This window comes from Streptomyces sp. NPDC001822 (assembly GCF_042892135.1).
GTDB lineage: Bacteria > Actinomycetota > Actinomycetes > Streptomycetales > Streptomycetaceae > Streptomyces.
On the sequence record NZ_JBIATW010000008.1, the window covers coordinates 228,820 to 250,555 of the forward strand.

13 protein-coding genes and 1 tRNA gene are annotated in these 21,736 nt (G+C 73.6%); 5 read left to right on the forward strand and 9 right to left on the reverse strand.

All coding sequences use genetic code 11. From position 1 onward, the window contains the following. Window positions 1-158 precede the first annotated feature (158 nt). On the forward strand, window positions 159-923 hold the full coding sequence (locus tag ACFYY2_RS20520; RefSeq protein ID WP_388744837.1) for a decarboxylase: 765 nt from the start codon (window positions 159-161) through the stop codon (window positions 921-923). Between the two features lie 88 nt (window positions 924-1,011). After that, window positions 1,012-2,112: an LLM class flavin-dependent oxidoreductase gene (locus ACFYY2_RS20525; protein WP_388744839.1), complete on the forward strand. Its 1,101-nt coding sequence runs from the start codon at window positions 1,012-1,014 to the stop codon at window positions 2,110-2,112. 44 nt (window positions 2,113-2,156) lie between these two features. Here ACFYY2_RS20525 and ACFYY2_RS20530 read toward each other — a convergent pair whose 3' ends face one another. Then, window positions 2,157-3,995, reverse strand: coding sequence for a putative bifunctional diguanylate cyclase/phosphodiesterase (locus ACFYY2_RS20530; protein WP_388744841.1), 1,839 nt, complete (start codon window positions 3,993-3,995; stop codon window positions 2,157-2,159). A 401-nt stretch (window positions 3,996-4,396) separates the two neighbouring features. Between ACFYY2_RS20530 and ACFYY2_RS20535 the strand changes: the two genes are divergently transcribed. After that, the gene (locus ACFYY2_RS20535) at window positions 4,397-5,638 is read left to right on the forward strand and encodes a M6 family metalloprotease domain-containing protein (RefSeq protein ID WP_388745086.1); all 1,242 of its coding nucleotides are present in this window, start codon (window positions 4,397-4,399) and stop codon (window positions 5,636-5,638) included. 307 nt (window positions 5,639-5,945) lie between these two features. Beyond that, a complete protein-coding gene (locus ACFYY2_RS20540) occupies window positions 5,946-9,833 on the forward strand; it encodes a carboxypeptidase regulatory-like domain-containing protein (protein WP_388744843.1) in 3,888 nt (1,295 codons plus the stop codon). Between the two features lie 85 nt (window positions 9,834-9,918). Here ACFYY2_RS20540 and ACFYY2_RS20545 read toward each other — a convergent pair whose 3' ends face one another. The 8 genes from ACFYY2_RS20545 to ACFYY2_RS20580 all read right to left on the reverse strand — a co-directional run bounded on the left by ACFYY2_RS20545 (window position 9,919) and on the right by ACFYY2_RS20580 (window position 20,661). Continuing rightward, entirely contained in the window at window positions 9,919-14,088 is a 4,170-nt protein-coding gene (locus tag ACFYY2_RS20545) for a carboxypeptidase regulatory-like domain-containing protein (protein WP_388744845.1), read from the reverse strand. 259 nt (window positions 14,089-14,347) lie between these two features. After that, window positions 14,348-14,421 (reverse strand) — tRNA-Lys (locus ACFYY2_RS20550). Further along, a complete protein-coding gene (locus ACFYY2_RS20555) occupies window positions 14,412-15,110 on the reverse strand; it encodes a hypothetical protein (RefSeq protein WP_388744847.1) in 699 nt (232 codons plus the stop codon). Before ACFYY2_RS20555 ends, ACFYY2_RS20550 begins: the two co-directional genes overlap by 10 nt. A 166-nt stretch (window positions 15,111-15,276) precedes the next feature. Next, window positions 15,277-15,618, reverse strand: a complete 342-nt coding sequence (locus ACFYY2_RS20560; RefSeq protein ID WP_327118313.1) for a hypothetical protein — start codon at window positions 15,616-15,618, stop codon at window positions 15,277-15,279. Between the two features lie 73 nt (window positions 15,619-15,691). Further along, window positions 15,692-17,026, reverse strand: coding sequence for an AAA domain-containing protein (locus ACFYY2_RS20565; RefSeq protein ID WP_388744849.1), 1,335 nt, complete (start codon window positions 17,024-17,026; stop codon window positions 15,692-15,694). After that, entirely contained in the window at window positions 17,023-18,642 is a 1,620-nt protein-coding gene (locus tag ACFYY2_RS20570) for a hypothetical protein (protein ID WP_388744851.1), read from the reverse strand. Before ACFYY2_RS20570 ends, ACFYY2_RS20565 begins: the two co-directional genes overlap by 4 nt. Then, window positions 18,633-19,817 carry a hypothetical protein gene (locus ACFYY2_RS20575; RefSeq protein WP_388744853.1) on the reverse strand — a complete coding sequence of 395 codons (1,185 nt, stop codon included), beginning with the start codon at window positions 19,815-19,817 and terminating at the stop codon, window positions 18,633-18,635. Before ACFYY2_RS20575 ends, ACFYY2_RS20570 begins: the two co-directional genes overlap by 10 nt. Further along, window positions 19,714-20,661, reverse strand: coding sequence for a phosphatase PAP2 family protein (locus ACFYY2_RS20580; protein WP_388744855.1), 948 nt, complete (start codon window positions 20,659-20,661; stop codon window positions 19,714-19,716). Before ACFYY2_RS20580 ends, ACFYY2_RS20575 begins: the two co-directional genes overlap by 104 nt. A 311-nt stretch (window positions 20,662-20,972) precedes the next feature. Here ACFYY2_RS20580 and ACFYY2_RS20585 point away from each other — a divergent pair, with 311 nt between their 5' ends. Beyond that, window positions 20,973-21,569 carry a histidine phosphatase family protein gene (locus ACFYY2_RS20585; protein ID WP_388744857.1) on the forward strand — a complete coding sequence of 199 codons (597 nt, stop codon included), beginning with the start codon at window positions 20,973-20,975 and terminating at the stop codon, window positions 21,567-21,569. The last annotated feature ends 167 nt before the right edge of the window (window positions 21,570-21,736 follow it).

Here is a 21,736-nt window from a genome sequence, read left to right on the forward strand (position 1 = left end):
CACCGGGGCACACGCCCGTCAACACGGCCTCCGGTGCTGCGGAAGAAACCCCAGGTCACGGGCGTTTCGGGCGGCAGTATGCCCCTAAAAGGGGAATACTTGTCCCAGGCAGGGGCAGCGGTGGAGGCACGGCATCCGGACGCACGGGAAGGACGGACATGACGACCGTAGGACTTCTTTATCCGGGCCACTCCGCGGAGGACGACTTCCCGCGGATCGAGGTCATGCTCGACAGTGACATCAGGGTGCCGCTGTTCCACACCGAGATCGACGAGGACGCCCGCAGGCCCGAGTCCCTCCGTGGCGCCGGTACACCGGACCGCCTGGCCGCCGGCGTCGAGGAGCTGCGGATGGCCGGCGCCGAGTCGCTGGTCTGGGCCTGCTCGGGCGGGAGCTTCGCCTACGGCTGGGACGGCGCGCACGAGCAGATCGCGGAGCTGGCCAGGGCGGCCGGGCTCCCCGCCTCCAGCAGCTCCTTCGCCTTCGTGCACGCGGTGCGCGAACTGGGCGCGTCCCGGGTCGCCGTCGCGGCGACCTACTCCGAGGACGTCGCTGCGCTCTTCGCGGACTTCCTCGGGGCCGGAGGCGTCGAAGTGACCGCGACCCGGGGCGCGGGCATCATCAACGCCTCCGACGCCGCGGCCGCGGACGTGGACCGGGTCAAGGAGCTGGCCGTGGCCGGGAACCACCCCGACGCCGAGGTCGTCCTGCTCCCCGACAACGCCCTGCACACCGCCGCGTTCGTCCCCGAGCTGGAGGAACTCCTCGGCAAGCCGGTCCTCACCGCGAACCAGGTGGCGGTGTGGGAAGGGCTCCGGCTCGCCGAACGCCGCATCTGGGCACCGACCCTCGGCACCCTCTTCGCGACCCGTGAACCCCCGGTGGGCGCCGCCGAGCCGCGGGGCATCGAGGTGCGCGAATAGCCGCGCCGGCGCGTCCGCGCGGGAATAAGCGGAGCCGTCCTCCTGTTTGCACCCTCCGATACGCAGACGCACCGGAGAGGCCGAACACGTGGAAGAGAACCGAGGCGACGGGATTCGCGGCACCGCGGGAGGGACGGCTCCCGTCCCCCTCTCCGTACTCGACCTGGTGAGCGTGGGCGCGGGCCGCACCGCGAGCCAGGCCCTGCGCACCAGCGTGGACATCGCGAAGCTCGCCGAGCGGCGCGGCTTCCACCGCTACTGGGTCGCCGAGCACCACTCGATGCCCGGCGTGGCCTCCTCGTCGCCGGCCGTCATCCTGGCGCACCTGGCCGCCTACACCGAACGCATCCGGCTCGGGTCCGGCGGTGTGATGCTGCCCAACCACGCGCCCCTGGTCATCGCGGAGCAGTTCGGCACCCTGGAGGCGATGGCGCCCGGACGCGTCGACCTCGGCCTCGGGCGCGCACCCGGTACGGACGGGGCCACCGCGGCCGCCCTGCGCCGCACGGACCGGCTCAACGAGGGCGCCGACGACTTCCCGGAACAGCTGGCCGAGCTCACCCGCTTCCTGGACGACGACTTCCCTGACGGCCACCCCTACGCCCGGATCCACGCCGTACCCGGCCCCGTCCAGGCCACCTCGCCCGGCGGGGTCCAGTCGGCTTTCCGGCCCCCCGTCTGGCTGCTGGGTTCCTCCGGCTTCAGCGCCCGGCTGGCCGGCATCCTCGGGCTGCCCTTCGCCTTCGCCCACCACTTCTCCGCCCGCAACACCGTGCCCGCCCTGGACCTGTACCGCGAGTCCTTCCGGCCCTCCGCGGTGCTCGACGCCCCCTACGCCCTCATCGGGGTCGCGGCGCTGGCCGCCGACGACGAACGCGAGGCCCGGCGGCAGGTCCTGACCGGCGCCCTGTCGATGGTCCGGCTGCGCACCGGCCGCCCCGGTCTGGTGCCGAGCCCCGAGGAGGCGGCGGCCTACGACTTCAGCCCGATGGAGCGCGAGTTCGTCGACGGCTGGCTGAAGGACATCGTCCACGGCACCCCGGACGAGGTCCGCAGCGGCCTGGACGACCTGGCCAAGCGGACCGGTGCCGACGAGCTGATGATCACGGCCAACGCACACGGCGGCGAGGCGCGGCTGCGCTCGTACGAGCTGATCGCGGACGCCTACGGTCTGCCCGGGGCGGCCTGACCGGCGACGTCCCCGGATCCCGTCCGGCGCCCCGCCCCGAGGCCTCAGCCTTCCAGGGGCCGGGTGCCGATCAGTTCGGCGATGCGCTCCGGCGCCACCGCGCGCGAGTACAGCCAGCCCTGCCCGGTGTCGCAGCCGATCCGCCGCAGGCGCTCCGCCTGGCCCGAGGTCTCCACGCACTCCGCGGTGACCGTCAGGCCCAGGCGGTGCGCGAGCTGCACCATGGCCTCCACGATCGTCTCGTCGGCCGGGCTGGGATGCGCGCCGTCCTCGTAACGGAAGCCGCGCACGAAGGAGCCGTCCAGCTTCAGCACCGAGACGGGCAGCCGGCTGAGGTAGGCCAGGTTGGAGTAGCCGGTGCCGAAGTCGTCGATCGCGATCCGCACCCCCATGTCGCTGAGCGCCTGGAGGACCCGCAGCGGCCGGCCCGACGAACCCATCACGGCTGACTCGGTCAGCTCCAGTTGCAGCAGACCCGGGTCGAGGCCGGTCTCCGTGAGGATCTCCGCGACGTCGGCGACCAGGTCGGAGTCCCGGATCTGCCGCACGGCGACGTTGACGCTGATGAACAGCGGCCGCTCGTCCGGGTGTTCCAGCTGCCAGCACCTCGCCTGGCGGCAGGCCGTACGCAGCACCCACCGGCCGAGTTCGACGATCGTGCCGTCCTCCTCCGCGATCGGCACGAACCGGCTCGGGGCCAGCAGCCCGAAGCGCGGGTGGTTCCAGCGCACCAGGGCCTCGACACCCCGTACGACCTCGTCGGCCATGCCGACCAGCGGCTGGTACTCCAGCGTGAACTCACCGCGGTCGACCGCGGGCCGGAGCGTGGAGGAGAGTGCCTGCCGGGTCATCCGGTGCGCGTTGCGCTCGGGGTCGAAGAGGGTCCAGCGGGCCCTGCCGTCCGCCTTGGCCCAGTACAGCGTGGTGTCGGCGGCCTGCATCAGGGCGGTGGCCGACGTGCCCGCCGAGGCCCGCTCCACCACTCCGATGGACGCGGTCACCGACAGCAGGGTCCCCGAGACGTCGAACGGGCGCCGCAGCGCGGTGAGCACCGAGCGGGCGAGCTCGGTGAGCTGGTGCGTGCCCGCCGAGTCCTCGATCAGGATCGCGAACTCGTCACCGCCCAGGCGCGCCACCAGGTGACCGCCGGTGCGGTGCGCGCCGGCCTCGGCGCAGTCGGTGAGCCGTCCGGCGACGGCGGCGAGCAGCCGGTCCCCGATGCGGTGCCCCAGGGTGTCGTTGACCGCCTTGAAGCCGTCGATGTCGAGATAGCAGAGACCGATCCGGCCCTCGCGCGGCGCCGCACCCTCCTGGAGGGGCGTGCTCTCCAGGGCGCCCGTGAGGCGTTCGAAGAACAGCGTGCGGTTGGGCAGACGGGTCACGGGATCGTGTATGCGCAGATGCCGCAGGCGCTCCCGCAGCTCGCGCCGGTCGCTCACATCGGCGAGGGACAGCAGCACGCGGCCCGTGCCGGTGGCGGGGTCTCCCATGGGGACGACGGTGACCTCCGCCCACAGCGGCCTTCCGTCGGCGTGCTTGAGCCGCAGGGTGCACCGCAGCCGGTGACGGTCCCCGCTCAGCACCTCGCCGTACGCACGCCAGGTGGAGCTGTCCGAGGTCAGGCCGACGAGCTCCGCCGCCGGCCGCTGCACCAGGGCCGCGGGGTCGGCGCCGAGCAGGCAGCCCAGCGCGTCGTTCGCCCGGACGACCTGGCCCCGGTCGTCGACCACGGCCATGGGGAGGGCGGCGGCCGAGAACGCGGCACGGTAGTCACGCAGCTCGGAGAGCCCGGACCGCTGGTGATCACGCTCGGTGACCTCCGGTGGCCGGGTTCCGGGGGTCACGCCCGCCCGGGGCGCCGGCCCTTCGGGGGTTCCGCTCACCACTCGCTCCCCCTGTGCAGATCGTCGTGAACAGTTGTCGCCGGGCAGGGTTTTCCGGTCGGCGTGCCGCGCCGGAGGCGGTGCCCACGCGGGAAAACGAGGTGAAGCATAGAGGGTGGCGCGTCGGCGGTACCAGCGTGCCCGACGTTTCGGGCCCACGGCACGCGCATGGCCCACGGCTGTCCCTCGCTCGGCGGCGTTCCGCATCTTGCCCAGAGATGATCGGTTCTGTGGGGATCTGCTCTCTCTAGGCTCCAGGGTGAGCGATTGTGACTTTCCGTGAGTGAGCGCTGTCGGGGTCATGACGGCGGCTGACCCGTGTGGGGCAGCACAACAGGGCGTACGCCGCCGAGTCGGCCCAGGGTGAGGAGAAGTCCCGCATTCGCCACCCGGAGGTAGATGTGCCGCGTCAGCACGGACCCGGGGGAGTGGCGAGGCCGAGCCTGCGCAGCGTCGCGGCGGCCTTCACCTCCCTCCTGGCGCTCGCCGCCACCGGACTCGTGGCCGGCCCCGCGGTGGCGGCCTCGCGGGACGCGGGACCCTGCGCGCTCCCCAGGACCGGAGCCCACCACTCGCTGGGCCTCGACACGTGGAACGGCTCCTATCCGCGCCCCGACCGCGCCCTCGACGCGGTCATGGTGTTCCTGTCCTTCCCGGACTCCGAGCCCGCGGTGCCCCCCGACGTGCTGGCCGCCGACTACTTCCCCTCCACCACCCGCTTCTTCGAGCGGGCCTCGTACGGCAAGTTCGAACTCCGGGCACATCCGCAGCGCCAGTGGATCCGCATGCCCCGCCCCTCCACCTGGTACGGGATACAGCGGGACTGGGGCTCCGAGCGGCGCAGCGCCTACCTGCGCGACGCGATCGCGGCGGCCGACCGGCGGATCGACTTCTCGGAGTACGACATCGTCTACCTCGTGGCCGATCCGGACGCGCCGGGAGTCGACTCCGACGCCACGAAGGTCGTCAACTTCGACCGGCCGCTGAGGGCCGACGGCACGGACATCCGGCGCGTGGTCACCGTCTTCGAGGAGCACCCCCCGGACCGCAACGTCCTGGCGCACGAGACCGGGCACGTCTTCGACCTGGCCGACCTGTACCACCGGCCCGAGGACGGCAAGGGCGACTGGGACACCTACGTCGGCGACTGGGACGTGATGGGCAGCCAGTTCGGGCTCTCGCCCGACCTGTTCGGCTGGCACAAGTGGAAGCTCGGATGGCTCGGCGGGGAACAGGTGGTCTGCGTGCAGGGCGCCGCCGACCTCACCCTGGAACCCATGGCCGAGGTGCCCGTGCCCGGCGCGTCCCTCGGCACCCGGCTCGCCGTCATCAGGACCGGCCCGGACACCGCACTGGCCATCGAGGCCCGTAGTGCCACCGGCAACGACCGGACCACCTGCACCGAGGGCGTGCTGATCTACCGCATCCGCAACGCCACGCCGTCCGGCGGCGGGCCGGTCGAGGTGCTGGACACCCACCCCGACTCCGACGCCTGCTGGGACCGTTCGGTCTACCCGCCCCTCGCGGACGCCCCCCTGCGGGAGGGCGAGCGGTTCTCGGTGCCGGGGGAGCGCATCCGGGTGGAGGTCACCGACCGGACGAAGTCCGGAGCGTGGACCGTCCGGGTCACCACCGGCGTCTGAACCGCGACCCGCCGGCGGCTGCCGGCGGGTCCGCCCGCCACGGTTCGCGAGGCGAGCCCGGCGTCCCGGCGGTACCCCGTGCGACGCCGACCGGGAGCCGTGGCGCTCCGGCTCTCCACGGCCTCGGGGCCGCCGTACCCGCACTCGCCGTCACTCACCTGCGGAAACGCCTCACTTGGGTGGGTGGAGCCGACTCCGCGCGCGGCAAAGTTCCTGTGATCTGACTCCGTTACCATCCGCGCAGCAAGCGCATGATCGCTGCGCGGAACGCCCCGCCGGAGACCCCGGCGGGAAGAAGGAGTCACAGGTGCGAATACCAGTCACCGACGCAGGTGCCAGCTGGAGGGCGTTGAGAGCCTCCGGACGGGCCGCGGCCATAGCCGCGGCCCTCTGCGGCGCCGTCGTCACGACACTCGCGGTGCCGTCGTCCGCGGAGGCGCGGACCACCGCGGACACCGCCGCCGAAGCGGATCCGTCCACGGGCCGCGACCGGGTGGAGACGGAACCGCTGTGCGGCACCCCGGCGCCCGGCGCGGCGAGTTGCTTCGCCGTGCGCCGCACGGACGTGAAGAGCAGGACGGCTTCCGGCGCGGCCGGACAGGACCCCGCCGGATACGGCCCCGCGGACCTCCGCGACGCCTACGGCCTGCCCACGGGCGGGGGCGCCGGACTGACCATCGCCGTCGTCGTCGCCTACGACGCTCCCAAGGCCGAGGAGGACCTGGCGGTCTACCGGGCGCAGTACGGCCTGCCGGCCTGCACCGGCGCCGACGGCTGCTTCACCAAGGTCGACCAGCGCGGCGGAACGTCGTACCCCGAGCCCGACGAGGGCTGGGCCGGCGAGGCCGCGCTCGACCTCGACATGGTCTCCGCGGCGGCTCCCGACGCCCGCCTGCTGCTGGTGGAGGCCGACGGCCCCGAGATCGAGAACCTCGGCGCCGCCGTCCAACAGGCCGTCGCCCTCGGCGCGGACGTGGTCTCCAACTCCTACGGCACCCGCTACTCCCTGTTCGAGGAGGACCCCGCGGTGACCGCGTGGGACTCCTACTACGACCATCCCGGAGTGGCGGTGGTCGCCTCGTCCGGCGACGACAACCACGGAGTGTCGTTCCCCGCCGCGTCGCCCCACGTCACCGCGGTGGGAGGCACCACGCTGCGCCGTGACACCGGTGCGGCCCGCGGCTGGTCCGAGTCGGTCTGGTCGCACGACGGCTACGGCGCCGGGTCGGGGTGCTCCCGCTACCTGCCCAAGCCCGCCTTCCAGAAGGACACCGGCTGCGACAAGCGGACCGTCGCCGACGTCTCCGCCGTCGCCGACCCGGCCACCGGCGTCGCCGTCTACAACAGCTTCGGCTCCACCGGCTGGAACGTGTACGGCGGCACCAGCGCCTCCGCCCCGCTGATCGCGGGCGTCTACGCCACCGCCGGCCGGCCGGCCGAGGGGAGCGAGCCCAACACCTACCCCTACGCGGCGAAAGCCTCGGCGCTCAACGACGTGACGGCGGGGGCCAACGGCACCTGCACCCCGGCCTATCTGTGCGCCGCCGGCACCGGTTACGACGGCCCGACCGGCCTGGGCACCCCCAACGGCCTCGACGCCTTCCGCATGGGCCCGCACGGCCGCCTCTCCGGCACCGTCACCGACAGGCGCACGGGGAAGGCCGTCGTCGGCGCCTCCGTCACCGCCGGTTCCGACTACCGCACCCACACCGACGGCCAGGGCCGCTACGCGCTCACCCTGCCCGCCGGAAAGCACGACGTCACCGTGGACGCGTACGGCTACGGCACCCTCCGCGTCACCGGGGTCACGGTCGACGACGGCGGTGCCCTCACCCGCGACCTGGCCATCGACACGGTGCCGAGCAGGACCGTGTCCGGGACCGTCACCGACGCCTCCGGGCACGGCTGGCCGCTCTACGCCTCGATCACCGTGGACGGCGCCCCCCAGGCCCCGGTGTGGACCGACCCCAGGACCGGCCGCTACCAGGTCTCGCTCCCGGTCGACCACCGCTACACCCTCCGCGTCGCCAGTGCCTACCCCGGCTACCGGGCCGCGAGCCGGACGGTCGAACTCGCCCGCACCGCGCGCACCCTGGACATCGGCGTCCCGGTGGACGACGGGACGGCCACCGCCCCCGGCTACGAGGTGAAGCGGTCCGGCAGCACCGAACCGTTCGCCTCGGCCGGCTCGGCACCCGCCGGCTGGAGCGTGTCCAACGCCGAGGGCACCACGGGCGGCTGGGTCTTCGACGACCCCGCCGGGCGCGGCAACACCACGGGCGGTGACGGCGCGTTCGCCGTCGCCGACAGCGACTACTACGGCTCCGAGGGCGCACAGGACTCCCAGCTCCTCAGCCCCGAATACGACCTGACGCACCGGACCGTGCCGTACGTCGCGTTCGACACCGACTACCGCGGCTACGACGGGCAGTCCGCGTCCGTCGACGTCAGCACCGACCACGGCCGCTCCTGGACGAGCGTCTGGAAGCACTCCGCCGACTCCGTCGCCGGCCCCGCGCGCGTCGAGATCCCCCTCACCGGATACGCGGGCCTGCCCGGCGTCCGGCTGCGCTTCCACTTCACCGGCAGCTTCGGCTGGCTGTGGGCGGTGGACAACGTCTTCGTCGGTGACCGCACCTACGACGCGGTGCCCGGAGGGCTGGTCGTCGGCCGTACCGTCGACGCCAACACCTCCGACCCGGTCGACGGCGTCCGGGTGACCGGCGTGGAGGGAAGCTCCCCGAGGCCCGCCGTCTCCGCGGCCACCCCCGCCGACCCCGGCCTCGAAGACGGCTTCTACTGGATGTTCGCCCCCACCGGTGACGCCGCCCGCAGCGCCGTACAGCCGGTGACGGCGTCGCGGCACCTCTACTCCGACCGCACCGAGAAGGTCCGCGTCGTCCGCGACGGGACCGCTCACCAGGTGCTCTCCCTGGAGGCCGGGCGCATCAAGGTCTCCCCCGGCACGATCGAGCGGACCGTACGGTCCGGCCACAGCGTCCGGAAGAAGGTGACCCTGCGCAACACCGGCGGCGCGGCCGCCACCGTCACCCTCCACGAGGCCACCGAGGCCGTCACCGGTCCGCCGGCCGGCGACACCTGGCAGTCCCTCCCGGGCCTGCCCTACGGCATCATCGACAACGCCGTGGACACCTACCGCGGCATCGTCTACAGCGGCTTCGGCATGCAGGGCGACGACACGGTGCAGCGGCAGCTGCACGCGTACGACCCCTCGGCCGGTGAGGGCGCCGCGTGGAAGGAGCTGGCCCCCGCGCCCGAGGCCCGCCGCGGCACCGTCCACGGCTTCATCGACGGCAAGTGGTACGTGGCCGGAGGCAAGAACGACTCCGGCGCGAACGTCCGGGAGGTCGCCGTCTACGACCCGGCCACCGACACCTGGTCCTCGCGTGCCGCGGCACCCGCCGCCTACTCGCTGTCCGGCAGCGCGGTGCTCGACGGCCGGCTCTACATGATCGGCGGCTGCGCCGACAGCTGCGGGGTGACCCGGGCCCAGGCCTACGACGTCGCGTCCGACAGCTGGCGGACCCTGGCGCCGTACCCCCTGCCCATCGCCTACCTGGCGTGCGGAGGGGTCGGCGGCCACGTGGTCTGCGCGGGCGGCCAGAGCCCCGGCACCGGCGTCGTGGACAGCGCCTACTCCTACGACCCGGCCACCGACACCTGGTCGCCGGCCGCCGCCCTCCCGGTCGGACTGTGGGGCTCGTCGTACACGACGGCGAACGACCTGCTGCTGGTCTCCGGCGGCTCCACCGGCAGCGCGGCCGCCGCGTCGGTCACCGGCCGGGGCTTCGCCTACGACCCGGACACCGGTGCCTGGACGCCGCTGCCCGAGAGCGGCACCCCCGTCTACCGCGGCGGCGCGGGCGCCGGCCTGTACAAGGTCGGCGGCAGCACGGGCAACGGCAGCTCCAACGGCGTCACCACCGCCGAGTACCTGCCCGGATACGCGCTGCCCGGCTCCACGGACGTCGGCTGGCTGAGCGTGAGCGCGAAGAAGGTCACGGTCCCCGCGCACTCCTCGGTCACGGTCGAGACGGTGCTGGACGCCTCCACACCCGCGACGGGGAAGGCCGGCACGTACCGTGCCGCGCTCGGTCTGTCGCACACCACTCCCTACCCGCTCGCCCCCGTCACGGTCACGATGAAGGTGACCGCCGGCCGGCACGGGCACTGACGAGGCCGGTCCATCGGACCGGCTCTCGACACGGCAGGGCGGGCCGGTCCCCGGGGACCGGCCCGCCCTGCCGTCGTTCCGGTGGTTACTGCTTCTTCAGAGTGAAGTCGCCGGTGACGACCGCCCCCTTCGTGATCTTCAGGGTGGTGGCCACCGGCCGGTAGCCGTCCTTGGCGACGATGACCTGCAGCGGGTTGTTCCGGGCGTCCAGCCACAGGGAGTACGTGCCGTCGGCAGCCGTCCTGAGGGAGTAGCCCGCCGCCCAGCTGGTGATCTCGACGGTCGCGCCGGCGAGCGGCTTGGTGGTGCCGTCGCTCTGGACACCGCGGATCGTCCCGGTGATCTTGCCCCAGGTCTTCGGCGGGTCGACGTGCAGCGACACCGGGAGCTTCCGCATCCCGTACGGGGTGTCGTTGTCGAGCGTCAGCACGGCGGTGAAGTCACCGGGCTGGGCGACTTCGGGCACCGAGGCGTCCAGCGTGACGGCCACCGTCGTACTCGCCCCCGGCTGCAGCGTGAACCGCTTGGCATCCGTGCTCAGCCAGGTGACGTCGGTCTCCCCGCCCTGGTCGTAACCCGGCAGCAGCTCCACGGTGTTGCTGGGGGTGTACGGCGCGCTTCCGCCGCCGACCTTGTAGAGGCCGAGGCCGGCGCCGCCGCGGTACGTCGCCAGGTTGGCGTTGGGCAGCGCGGACCAGGAACCGGCCTCCGGGTCGAAGGCGAAGCCCTGGTTCGTGATCGCCTCGCCGGTGATACCGCTCGACATCACGAGCTGGTCGCCGGCCGCGGCGTAGGACGAACTCCACAGCGGGATCGGGAGGTCGGGAAGCGCCGTCCAGGAGTCGGCACCCGGGTCGTAGACGTAGGCGTGGTCGCTCTCGCCGACGGAGTCGGCGTTGCCCCCGGCGCAGTACAGCTTGCCGTTGACACCGGCGCAGGACTCCCAGGAGGTCCGCTCCGGGTAGTCGGCGATCCGGGACCACGCGTCGGCGTCGGGGTCGTAGGCGTACGCCTCGGCGGTGCCGCAGCCGACGTCACAGCCGCCCACGGTGTAGAGCTTGCCGTCGAGCGCCGCGTTGCCCTGTCCCGCGTAGGCCACGGGGGCCGGTGCCCCGGTGGTCCAGGTGTCGGTGCCGGGATCGTAGATCTCCAGCTTGGGGTCGGTGGTGCCGTCCGCGCGCCAGCCGCCGACGGCGTAGAACCTGCCGTCGATGAACTGGCCCGAGGGTGCCTCCCGGCCGTCGGCGGCGCCGGCCGCCTCGGTCCAGGTGCCGACGACCGGGTCCAGGACGAACATCTTGCCGGTGACGTCACGCCCGTTGAACCCGAAGGCGGAGTACACCTTGCCCTCGTGGGTGCCGACCGCGTTGCCGAGGGTCGTCTCCGGGAGGTCGGGCGCGCTCTGCCAGGCGGAGCCGGACGGAGCGGCGGACGTCCGCCGGGCCGGTGCCGTGCCCTTCTTGCTCGCGTACGGGGAGAACTTCCCCTTGACGGTCTGCAGCGGCGCGCCGGCTCCCGCGGACTGGGGGTGGAAACCGCCCGACCTCTCGCCCACGGTGACCGAGACGGGCGCGCCGCCGGTGTTCTTCACCGTCAGGTTCCGGACGGCCGACTTCCCCCATCCGACGGTGGCTCCGACGGATTGCGGGTTCACGGTGAGCTGTCCGGCCCGGAGCTTGAAGGAGGCCGGGACGACACTGTCCGCGGCGACGGCCACGGTCTTCGTGAGCTGCGTGTAGCGGGGTCTCGCCGCGGTGACGTCATGCCTGCCCGCGCCCGGCGAGAACAGGAGGTAGAGGCCGTCGTCGAGCGCGGGGTCGCCGGGGGTGGCGACCGTGGTCGCGGTCACCTTCGGATCGTCCTTCGCGGTGACGGTGGCGCCGACCAGGCCCTTGCCCGTGTTGGCGTCGGTCACCGTGCCGGTGACGAGACCGCCGGGGGTCGGGGCGTAGTCCCGGTTGCCGACGAAGACGTCGTCGACGCCCCACCACCACGCGAACTGGGTGACGAAGTGGAAGCGCACCCGGACGTCCGGCTCCCCGGCGAAGCCGGTGAGCGGGACCTCGATCCTCGCGTGGTCCGCGAAGCCCGCCGTCGTCCTCCACACGGTCTTCCAGGTGACTCCGCCGTCGGAACTGGCGTCGGCCGAGATCGCGTCGTCGCCCGCCGCCCAGTACATGGCGCCGAAGGCGAGTTCGGGATCGGCCGTGCCGGTGAGGTCGAAGGCGGGGCTGATCAGCTGGGAGTCGAAGGGCGACCCGATCGTGGCGTTGTCGGCGACGGCGAAGGCGCCGTCACCGCCGGTCTGGTTGCCCTGCCCGCCCGGGTCGTCGAACGCCCAGCCGCCCTCGGTGCCGTCGGCGTTGACGACCTTCCAGCCCTGCGGGGCCGAGTCGGTGGCGGCGAAGTGCTCGGTGGGTCCCGCCAGGTGCACGGCGTAGCCCGGCGCGGTGGCCTTCCAGGGGTCGGCCGACAGCGGCACCTTCAGCGACTGGGGCGCGTCGTCGACCGTGACGGTCCTGGTCACGGGCGTGTAGCCGGGCAGGTAGGCCTCCGCGCGCAGCGTGTAGGCGTGCCCCTGCGGGAGGCTCAGCGTGAACGCACCGGTGGCCGGGTCGGTCCACACCGGGCCTCCGGGAACCCCGCCCACGGTGATCCTCGCGTACAGCGGCCAGTCGTGCCCCGAGCCGTCGGTGACCTTGCCGGAGACCGGCTGGCTCGGAACGGGAGCCAGCGCGAAGTCCCTGCCGAGCGTGGCGCCGTCGGTGACGGCCACGTCCTCGGCGGTGCCGGTGGCGTAGCCGTAGGCGTCGGCGGTGACGTCGTGCGTGCCCACCGGGATGTCGAGGGTGTAGCCCCCGTCGGCTCCGCTGCGGGTGGCGATGCCGTCACCGGTGCCGACCACGGCACCTGCGAGCGGCGCGCCCGTGGCCCGGTCGGTCACGGTGCCGGACAGCGTCCCGTGCGGGCCGGCGCGGAAGGCCCGCAGGCCGTCGGGAGTACCCAGGCCCGTCGGGCCGTCGTATCCGGCGGCGCCCGAGCAGAGGTAGGCCGGGGCGCAGGTGCCGTTGCTGCCGCCGGTCACGTCGTGGAGACCGGAACCCGCCGCATAGGGATAGGAGTTGGGGTAGGTCCCGTCGGCAGGGGTGCCGGCGCTCGCGTAGACCGCGGCGATGATGGGGGCGCCGGCGCTCGTGCCGCCGTACTGCGCCCAGCCGCCGGCACCGTACGTCTGGTACACGGCGACGGGGGTGGCGGGGTCGGCGACGGCGGAGACGTCGGCGACCGCCCGGTTCTCGCAGCCGGTGTCCTCCTGGAAGGCCGGCTTCGGCTGGTAGAGCGAGCATCCCGACCCGGCGCCGTCCCAGGCGGTCTCGGACCAGCCCCGCTCCGTGCCGCTGTCGGCGGTCAGCGAGGTGCCGCCCACCGCGGTCACGTGCGGCGACGCGGCCGGGTAGGACACGCCGTACCCGAAGTCGCCGGAGGAGGCGACCATCGCCACACCGGGGTGGTCGTAGTGCGCCTCCATCTCCGTGGCGTCGGAGGGGTCCTCGCCGCTGCCGGAGCGGTAGTCGGTCCCGTAGGAGTTGGACACGAACCCGGCACCCAGCTCCACCGCCTTGTCCACGGCCGCGCCGAGGTCCTCGAAGGTGGGGCTGTCGGCCTCGACGAGCAGGATGCGGGCGTTCGGGGCGACCGCGGAGACCATGTCGAGGTCGAGGGATATCTCCCCGGCCCAGCCGGGGTCGGGCTGCGGATAGTCGGTGCCGCCGCGCTGGTCGACCTTCCGGAAGCAGCCGTTGTCCGTGGTGCACGCGGGCAGGCCGTACTGCTCGCGGTAGACCGCGAGGTCGGCCTCGGCGGTCGGGCCGTCGTACGCGTCGACGACGGCGATGGTCTGCCCCGCACCACCGTCGTCGGGCAGGTTGTAGGCCGAACGCAGGTCGGCCGGACCGAAGCCGCCCGGTGCGTTCGCCGTCCGCAGGCCCTTCGACGGCTTCACATCGGTGCGCCGCAGGGCGAAACAGGTGGCCTCGCCCTTCTTCGCGGCGCCGCAGGCGGCCTCGAAGGGCTTGGGGGCGTCACCCGCGGCGGCGGGTGCGGCCGCGGTCCCGGCCGCGAGGGAGGGGGAGGGGTTCTGGGCGTAGGACGGTGTCTGGACGCCGAGCACCGCCACCGCTGCCGCGCTGAGCGCCGCCAGCCAGGTGGACAGCGCCCGTCCGAGGGGTGGGCGGGATATGAGTAAAGCGCGCAATGTCCGGCTCTCCTGTCAACACGCAAGAATTCGGAATTCGTGAAGGTTCGGCGGCGATCTTGCAGCGGCCGGAATCCATTAGCGGAGTGATCTTGCTTACGTGTCAACGTCCGTCAGGACGGGAAAAAGGGGCCGGTCCGCGTCACGGTCCGGCCCGATGCGGACGTATCCGGAAATCGGGAGCCCCTCGCCGGTCCGGTGTCCGCGCCGGACACACGAAGAAGCCCCCTCGCTTCCGCGAGGGGGCTTCTTCCGTCTGTGCGCCGTCAGGGACTCGAACCCCGGACCCGCTGATTAAGAGTCAGCTGCTCTAACCAACTGAGCTAACGGCGCCTGGTGACGTCGTAGACATTAGCACCCGGATCGGCGGGAGGAAAAATCGAATATCCGGTGGTCGACGGGGCCGCCGACCTGCCCACGCGTACGCAGGCCCAAAGGAGCACGTCCGGCCCCGGCAGCCAGGGGTTCCGGGTGTCCGGGGCGACCACCCAGCGGGGCCCGCCGGCCCCCGCGACGCCGGCCAGGGGCGGGACGGTGACCGCGTCGCCCGTGCCGTGGCAGAGCACGGGGGGCAGGGCGCCCTGCTGCTCCCGGGAGCCCTCACCGGAGCCGGTGCCCCATTCCTCCCAGGCCAGCAGGGACGGGAGCCGCTGGGCGGTGCCGGGCGAGGCGAACAGCAGCATCCGGCCCCGGTGCGTGGCGACCGGGCCGGAGCCGGGGCCCTCCGCCCAGAGCCGCTCCAGCATCCGCCGGCCGAACAGTGCGGGCACGTTCACGATGTCGAAGGAGGAGCCGCAGGGCAGCACGCCCGGAGAACCGGGGCTGGCCTCCCACCGGGAGAGCGTGCTGCGGGGGTAGGGCGAGGCGGCGGCCAGCCAGGCGGCCCCCGCGGCGGTGACCTGAGCGGCCCGGTCGTCGGTCCGGTTGCCGGCCCGCTCCCGCAGCAGCGTGAAGATGTCCACACCCTGGCGCGGGTCGGCACCGGTCCGCAGGGTCGTTTCGTCACTCAGCCAAGCGCTCATGGCGTCATGTCTACCGGGCGTGACGCCCCAGCTCCCGAGAGTTGCGGAAAGCCGGACAGGGCGAACCCGGACGGAGTATCTTGCCCGACGGCATATGCCACGGGTGTACCCGCCGTCGCACGGCCGGGACCGCCCACCGTCCGGCCGGCGCCCCGGCTGCGGCGGATCAGGGGGCCGGGTTGTCCAGCAGGGATCTGCCGAACTCGATCATCTTCTTGGCGTAGTCCTCGGTCCACTCCGCCCGCTCCGCTATGTCGGCGGCGGTGAGCCGGTCGAACCTGCGCGGATCGGCGAGCTGGGCGGCCGCCACGGCCTGGAACTCCACGGCCCGGTCGGTGGCCGCCCGGAAGGCGAGCGTCAGCTCCGTCGCGCGGGCCAGGAGCTCCTTCGGATCGTCCATCGACTCCAGGTCGAAGAAGTGTTCCGGGTCGGCTGCCGCCGCCGACGGCTCGAAGAGCAGCGGCGCCGGACGCAGCCTCTGCCGCTCGTTCCGCTCGGGTTGTGCCATGTGGTCTTCCCTCCTCGTGCGGCCGGACGGCCACCTTCCATTGTCCAGCCAGGCGCAAGAGCGCTGCCCAGGATCAGGGCGACCAATGCACGCGATGCTCGGCGAGGTGGGCCAGGACCGCGTGATTGGCCTCCCAGCCGTCGGGGAATTTGACGGTGACGCCCAGCTGGACCGGCTCCGTCGACGGGTGCTCGTCCAGCAGGTCGGCCACGCCCTCCCGGCACACCACCACGCACGCGTGCCGGTGCCTGGAGGCGAGCACACACAGCCGCCCCGTCTCCAGGTGGAACGCCGTCGCGTCCGGACGGCCCGACAGCGGATGCAGGACCACCGTCACGTCGAACTCACGGCCCTGCAGCCGGTTCGCCGTGTCCACCGCCACACCCGTCACACCCAGCTCGGCGAGCGCCGCCCGCACCGCCGCCGCCTGGTCGCGGTGGGCCGTGCCGACCGCGACCCGCTCCGCCGTCACCGGAACCGGGTCCGGGCCGCGCTCGCTCGTCGCCGCGCCGCCCCGGTCCAGCAGCCTGCGCACCACCAGGGCAACCGCCCGCACCGCCTCCGGGTCCGTGCGCGGGGTGTGCCGGGCCGGGAGCTCCAGCAGCCCCCACCCGGACTCCGCGGCCTCGTCCAGCACCCGGTCGGGGCCCGACCCGTCCGAGGGCACACCGAACGACAGCCGCCGGTCACCGTGGTCCGTACCGCTGCGGAAGGGCGTGTACGGGTAGAAGGCGCCCGAGACCAGCGGGGCGGCCGACGCCGGAAGCCGCCACGACACCGGCAGACGGTGCTGCGGCAGCCGGGGGTTGTGGGCCAGCAGCGTCGAGACCGCGCTCGCCGAGGGGTCGTACGACAGACCGGCCCACTGGTCCGCGCCCACGATCGAGAACGGATCGAGCTGCCCCGGGTCCCCGACGAACAGCGCCCGCTCGAACAGACCCGCCACGGCCAGCAGCGCGTCCGACCGCATCTGGTACGCCTCGTCGACGATCGCGTGCCCCCACGGCTCCACGTTCTTCACGTGGGCCCACTTGGCCGCCGTCGAGATCACGATGTCCAGTCCGGCCAGATCCGCCGCCTTCGCCGACTTCCGTACGTGCTCCAGGTCGTCCAGCGCCTTGTCGTACGGATCGGAGTCGCTGCTGTGGAGACGGCCCACCGGCAGATCGGGGGCCTTCTCGGCCAGCCGCAGGACCAGGTCGTCCACCTGGGCGTTGGTCTGCGCGACCACCATCAGCGGGCGTCCGGCCGCGGCCAGCTCCAGCGCGGCACGCACCACCAGGGTCGACTTGCCCGCGCCCGGCGGGGAGTCCACCACGATGCCGCGCGACGTGCCGCGCAGGGTGTCACCGAGGATCGCGTCGGTCGCCCTGGCCGCGGCGGCGCCCGGGTCGGTCACGGCTGTCACAGGAGGTCCTCCGTGGTCACGGGGTCGGGCTGCTCCGGCTGCCCCCCGGGCGGGCCGCCGTGCGTCCACGGGGTGTCGTCCGGGTCGGGAAGCTTCGGGCCGCCCCGCTGGTCGTGCTCGAACAGCGTCCAGGCGATCCGGTCGCCGGGCTCCGGCAGCGAACCCGGCGCGGGCTCCTTGCCGCGCCCCATGCGGTCGGTGATCCGCAGGACGAGGTGCACGGCGTCCGCGTCCTGCGCGCCGCCGCGGTCCTCCGCCTCGACACGGCCCACGAACTCCGCCGTCTGCGGCTTGCCGTCCAGCGATCGGTACACCTTGGTCCGCTCGCCGAGATGCGGGTGTTCGGCGGTGCGGACGGTGACCAGCGGGCGCGGCGCGGGCCGCTTCGACTCGCTGTACGCCATCCGCACCTCCGTCACCTCCCCGACGAACGCCTCGCCCGCCAGCCGGCGCCCGGCGAGCACCAGCGGGTCGTCCAGAGCCTCCTGGGCGTCCAGCTGTGCCTGCGCCGTCTCCCGCGAGGCCAGCTTCTGCGCCGCCGTCACCGCGTCGTCACGGCGCGGCTGCGGCGGCTCACCCGCCCGCACCCGGTCCCGGTGCGCGGTGAAGGACCAGCGGTCCCGGGTCCAGCGGTCCTCGGCCCTCGACCCCTCCGGCAGTTCCCGCAACAGGTCCAGCCCCCGCCACACGGCGTCCCACGTGGGCAGCAGCACCCCGGCGAGGAGCGACCTGATGTCCCGCTCGGCGGCGGCCAGTTCGCCGAGCCGGGCGTCGGCCGAGAGGCCGTCCTCGGCCGACGCCAGCGCCGTGCGCGCCCGGTCGAACCGCTCGATCGCGGGCGCCAGCAGCTTGTTGTCGAACGCCGGATCCGTCGCCGGACCCGCCGGGGGGCAGACCAGCTGGCCGGCCCGGTCCCGGTCCAGCTCCGCCCGCAGCGCCGCCTCCGCCCCGGACGCGCCGGCCGGCGGGTCGACCCAGGCGAGCAGCGCGCCCAGGTGCTGGTCCTCCAGGCTGCTCTGCCCCGTCGCCCAGTGGCGGTTGAGCAGATCGGTCGTGGCGAGCAGCAGCGACGAACCGGGGACCCGCGCCCGCTCGCCGTAGTGCGTCAGCCAGCGCCCGAGGAGCGGCACGCGGGCGGGCGCCGGGTACGGCGTGTCCGGGTCGTCCTCCACCGTGCGGCGGAAGCGCATGGACCGGCCCAGCAGCCGCACGAAGTCGATCCCCGCCCGGCTGGGGACCACCAGCTGGGCGGCGTCCGAGCAGAGTTCGACCTCGACCTTGACCCTCTTGCCGGTCTCCGGGTCGGTCTCCGCGCGTTCGGCGGGCTCGACGGCGTCCGCGCGGGACTCGATGTGCGGGAGCACCGCCTCGGCCAGTTCGGCGAGGAAGGCGAACCGCAGGTCGCGGTCGCGGGGCTGTGCCACCGTCAGCAGCCGGGGCGCCGTGCGGTCCGTGCCGACGAGAGCGCCGAGCGGGGCGCCGGCCTCACCCGCGGTGGTCAACGGCACGAGCACGAGCGGTTCGTCGGTCAGATGGCGGTGGCGCACGGTCGCCAGCGGCTGGGCCCGCCCGCTGTCCACCGCCTCCAGCCGTGCCAGCGTGGTGATCAGCGACATGCGGCGCCGTCCCTCGCGCCCAGGAGCGCCTCGGCCCGCAGCGCGGCGGCCCGGCGCAGGGCCGCGACCGTCGGGTCCGCGGGGTCGCCCTCCTTGCCGGCCGCGGCGGCCAGCACCCCGGCGACCGTCGTCAGGCCGCCGAGCTCGCCCCGCACGCTCCGGCCCAGTGACTCCACCGCGCCCCCCGCGCGTGCCCTCGCCCGGCAGTGGAAGGCCAGCTCGCAGGCGGCGAGGCACTCGGGTGCGTACGCCGCGGGGACCGCCTCCACTGCGGTGCCGAGCTCCTCGGCGGTGCGGTCGGGGGCGAAGGTCGTGCCCTCGGGGAGCGCCGCCGCGATGTCCTCGACGCGCGCGAGCCTGGTCAGCTGGCGGAGCGTGACGGCGCGCTGCTTGCGCACGTCCACGACCGAGGCAGTCGGCAGGTTGGAGAAGTCCTTCGGGCAGACCAGCAGGACCCGGTGCCCGACCCGGGCGCCCTCGGTCACCGCGGCCACCCGCTCCAGGGCGAGGACGTAGACGGCGGACTGGCGGGCGGCCGCTCCGACCTTCGCCGCGTCCGCCGAACCGTCGATCATGGGGAAGGACTTGATCTCGACGACCGTCCAGGTGCCGTCGGGGTGCACCACCACGGCGTCGGGTTCCAGATAGGCGGGGGAGCCCGCCACCTCCAGGGCCAGCATCGGATGGTCCAGAAGTGCCCAGCCGCCGGCCTCGGTGGCCTCCCGGAGCGCCAGCGCCGTGCGCGCGGCGCGTCCCTCGGGGCCGGCGGCCGTCAGGTCGGGGACCGAGGCCTCGCCGGGGGAGTCGGCCCCGTCGCCGAGGCGTTCGAAGAGCAGGCGCAGCAGTTCCGTGCCGCCGTCCGCCTTGACCTTCGCCTCGAAGGCGTTGCCCCGGACGAACGCGAACTGCGACTGGCCGAACGTGGCGCCGGAGCCGAGCGCGACGGCCAGCCCGGCCTTGTCGACACCCGCGCCGTCGAGCAGGGCGCGTCGTCTGCATCCGGGATTCGCGGCGAGCGCGGCCAGGGCGCGCGCGTCGAGCGGATGCGGCGCGACGGACGGACCGCGCAGCTCAGCGAGCCGCTGCCGGAGCGTCGTCGCTGGCCTGGGCCGCGAAGCCGGTGCTCGCGTCGCTGGAATCTGCGGAGGGGGTCCGCCTGCCGGGTATTCGCTCACCCGCGGAAGTCTTGCATCCGTCACTGACAAACGTGGATTTCACGGGGGTGGCGACGGCCGGGGGCCGGGCGAACGCGGCGCCGACCCGGCCCTTGACGCCGTCCGCGACCCGCATGAACGGCCTGGTCAGCAGAGCTCCGGCGGCCATCACGGCGGCCCCGGCCACGGCGTCGAGGAAATAGTGGTTGGCCGTGCCCATGACGACGAGGACGGTGAGCAGCGGATAGGCGACGCCGGCGGCCCGGACGAGGGGGTGGCGGCCGTGCCGCCACAGCAGCACACCGCACCACAGGGCCCAGCCGACGTGGAGGCTCGGCATCGCCGCGTACTGGTTGGTCATCCCGCTGAGTCCGCGCGGGGCGCTCGCGCCGGCGCCCCACCAGCCGTACGCGCTGTACTGGGCCATCGTGTCGACGAAACCGTGGTGGGCGTCGAGCAGCCGGGGCGGGCAGGTCGGCATCAGCGTGAAGCCGACGAGACCGAGGAGCGTGGAGGTCATCAGCCAGGTGCGGGCGGCGCGGTAGGCCCCGACGCGGCGCCGGAACAGCCATATCAGTACGGCCGGGGTGACGAGGTAGTGCAGCGAGGCGTAGGCGAAGTCGGCGGGTATCCCCAGGGAGGGGTGGGCGGTGAGCAGCCGGTTGAGGGGGTGCTCGGCGTTCAGGTGGAGTGACTTCTCCAGCCGGAGTATCGCCAGCCCGTGCTCCACGGCCGCGGGCACGTCCTCCCTGACCAGGAGCCGCCCCGCCGAGTACAGCCCGTACACCACCGCTATCAGAGGGAGCTCCGTCCACCACCGGGGCCGAGGACCGGAGGACGGTGTCGCGGTGGTGGCGTGCGGCATCCGGTAGCTCTCCCCAGGTTCATGCGGTCGACGGCGGGCGTTCAACCGTACGGCGGTCGTGGGCCTTGTTCTGCCCCGGGGGCGCCCCCTGCGAACGCCCCCGCCCATACGAGGGGAGGGACGCCGGGACCGCCCCGCGGGTTGCCCGTGGAGCAGGTGCGGGATGATGGAAGCGGGGCCCTTGCCCGCATCCGTCTCCCACCGGTTGCCCGCGATCGCCGCCCCGAAGCCGTCCCGGACACCGTTGTCCCGGACCCGTCAGATCCTAGGGTCCCCGGATCATCGGATCTCAGTATTTTCAGGAGAGCCGTATGGCACCGCGCATCCTGCTCGCCCGGCACGGCCAGACACAGTGGTCGGTGCAGGGCAATCACACCGGCAGGACCGACATCCCCCTGCTCGACACCGGCCGCGAGGGCGCCAAGCTGCTCGGCGAGCGGCTGCACCGGCAGCCCTGGAACGGCCTGCCCGGAGTGGAGGTGCGCACCAGCCCGCTCGTCCGGGCCGCCGAGACGTGCGGGCTCGCGGGCTTCGGGGACCGCGCCGAGCCGTGGGACGCGCTCATGGAGTGGGACTACGGCGACTACGAGGGCCTGACCCCCGCGCAGATCAAGGCCGGCCGGCCCGACTGGCTCATCTGGCGCGACGGGGTCCCCGGCGGCGAGACCCTGGCCGAGCTGACGGCCCGGGCCGACGAGGTCGTGGCGTGGGCGCGGTCCGCCGACCGCGACGTGCTGGTCTTCGCCCACGGCCACATCCTGCGGGCGCTGGGCGCGCGGTGGCTGGGCGAGGACGTGTCCTTCGCCGCGCGGATCCGCCTGGAGCCGACCTCGCTGTCGGTGCTCGGCTGGGCCTACGGCCTGCCCGCCCTGGAGCGCTGGAACGACACGGGCCACCTGGACCGCTAGGGCCTCTCCTTCGGATCATGCTGGGCTTGCGTGCCCCGGCCGGAGCGGGCCGATCGGGTCCCCAGTCGGCTCCGCCGCGGCCGTCGCGGCGGAGGGCGGCCGGCTGACCGGTACAACCACGGCCGGCTCCACGGTGGGATCGGCCACGTCCCGCCCATCGGTGCGAG

Bases quoted from the DNA above. Each gene is read 5' to 3' on its own strand.
- ACFYY2_RS20570 (WP_388744851.1), bottom strand. From the start codon at position 18,642: ATGTCGCTGATCACCACGCTGGCACGGCTGGAGGCGGTGGACAGCGGG.
- ACFYY2_RS20580 (WP_388744855.1), bottom strand. From the start codon at position 20,661: ATGCCGCACGCCACCACCGCGACACCGTCCTCCGGTCCTCGGCCCCGG.
- ACFYY2_RS20555 (WP_388744847.1), bottom strand. From the start codon at position 15,110: ATGAGCGCTTGGCTGAGTGACGAAACGACCCTGCGGACCGGTGCCGAC.
- ACFYY2_RS20560 (WP_327118313.1), bottom strand. From the start codon at position 15,618: ATGGCACAACCCGAGCGGAACGAGCGGCAGAGGCTGCGTCCGGCGCCG.
- ACFYY2_RS20520 (WP_388744837.1), top strand. From the start codon at position 159: ATGACGACCGTAGGACTTCTTTATCCGGGCCACTCCGCGGAGGACGAC.
- ACFYY2_RS20585 (WP_388744857.1), top strand. From the start codon at position 20,973: ATGGCACCGCGCATCCTGCTCGCCCGGCACGGCCAGACACAGTGGTCG.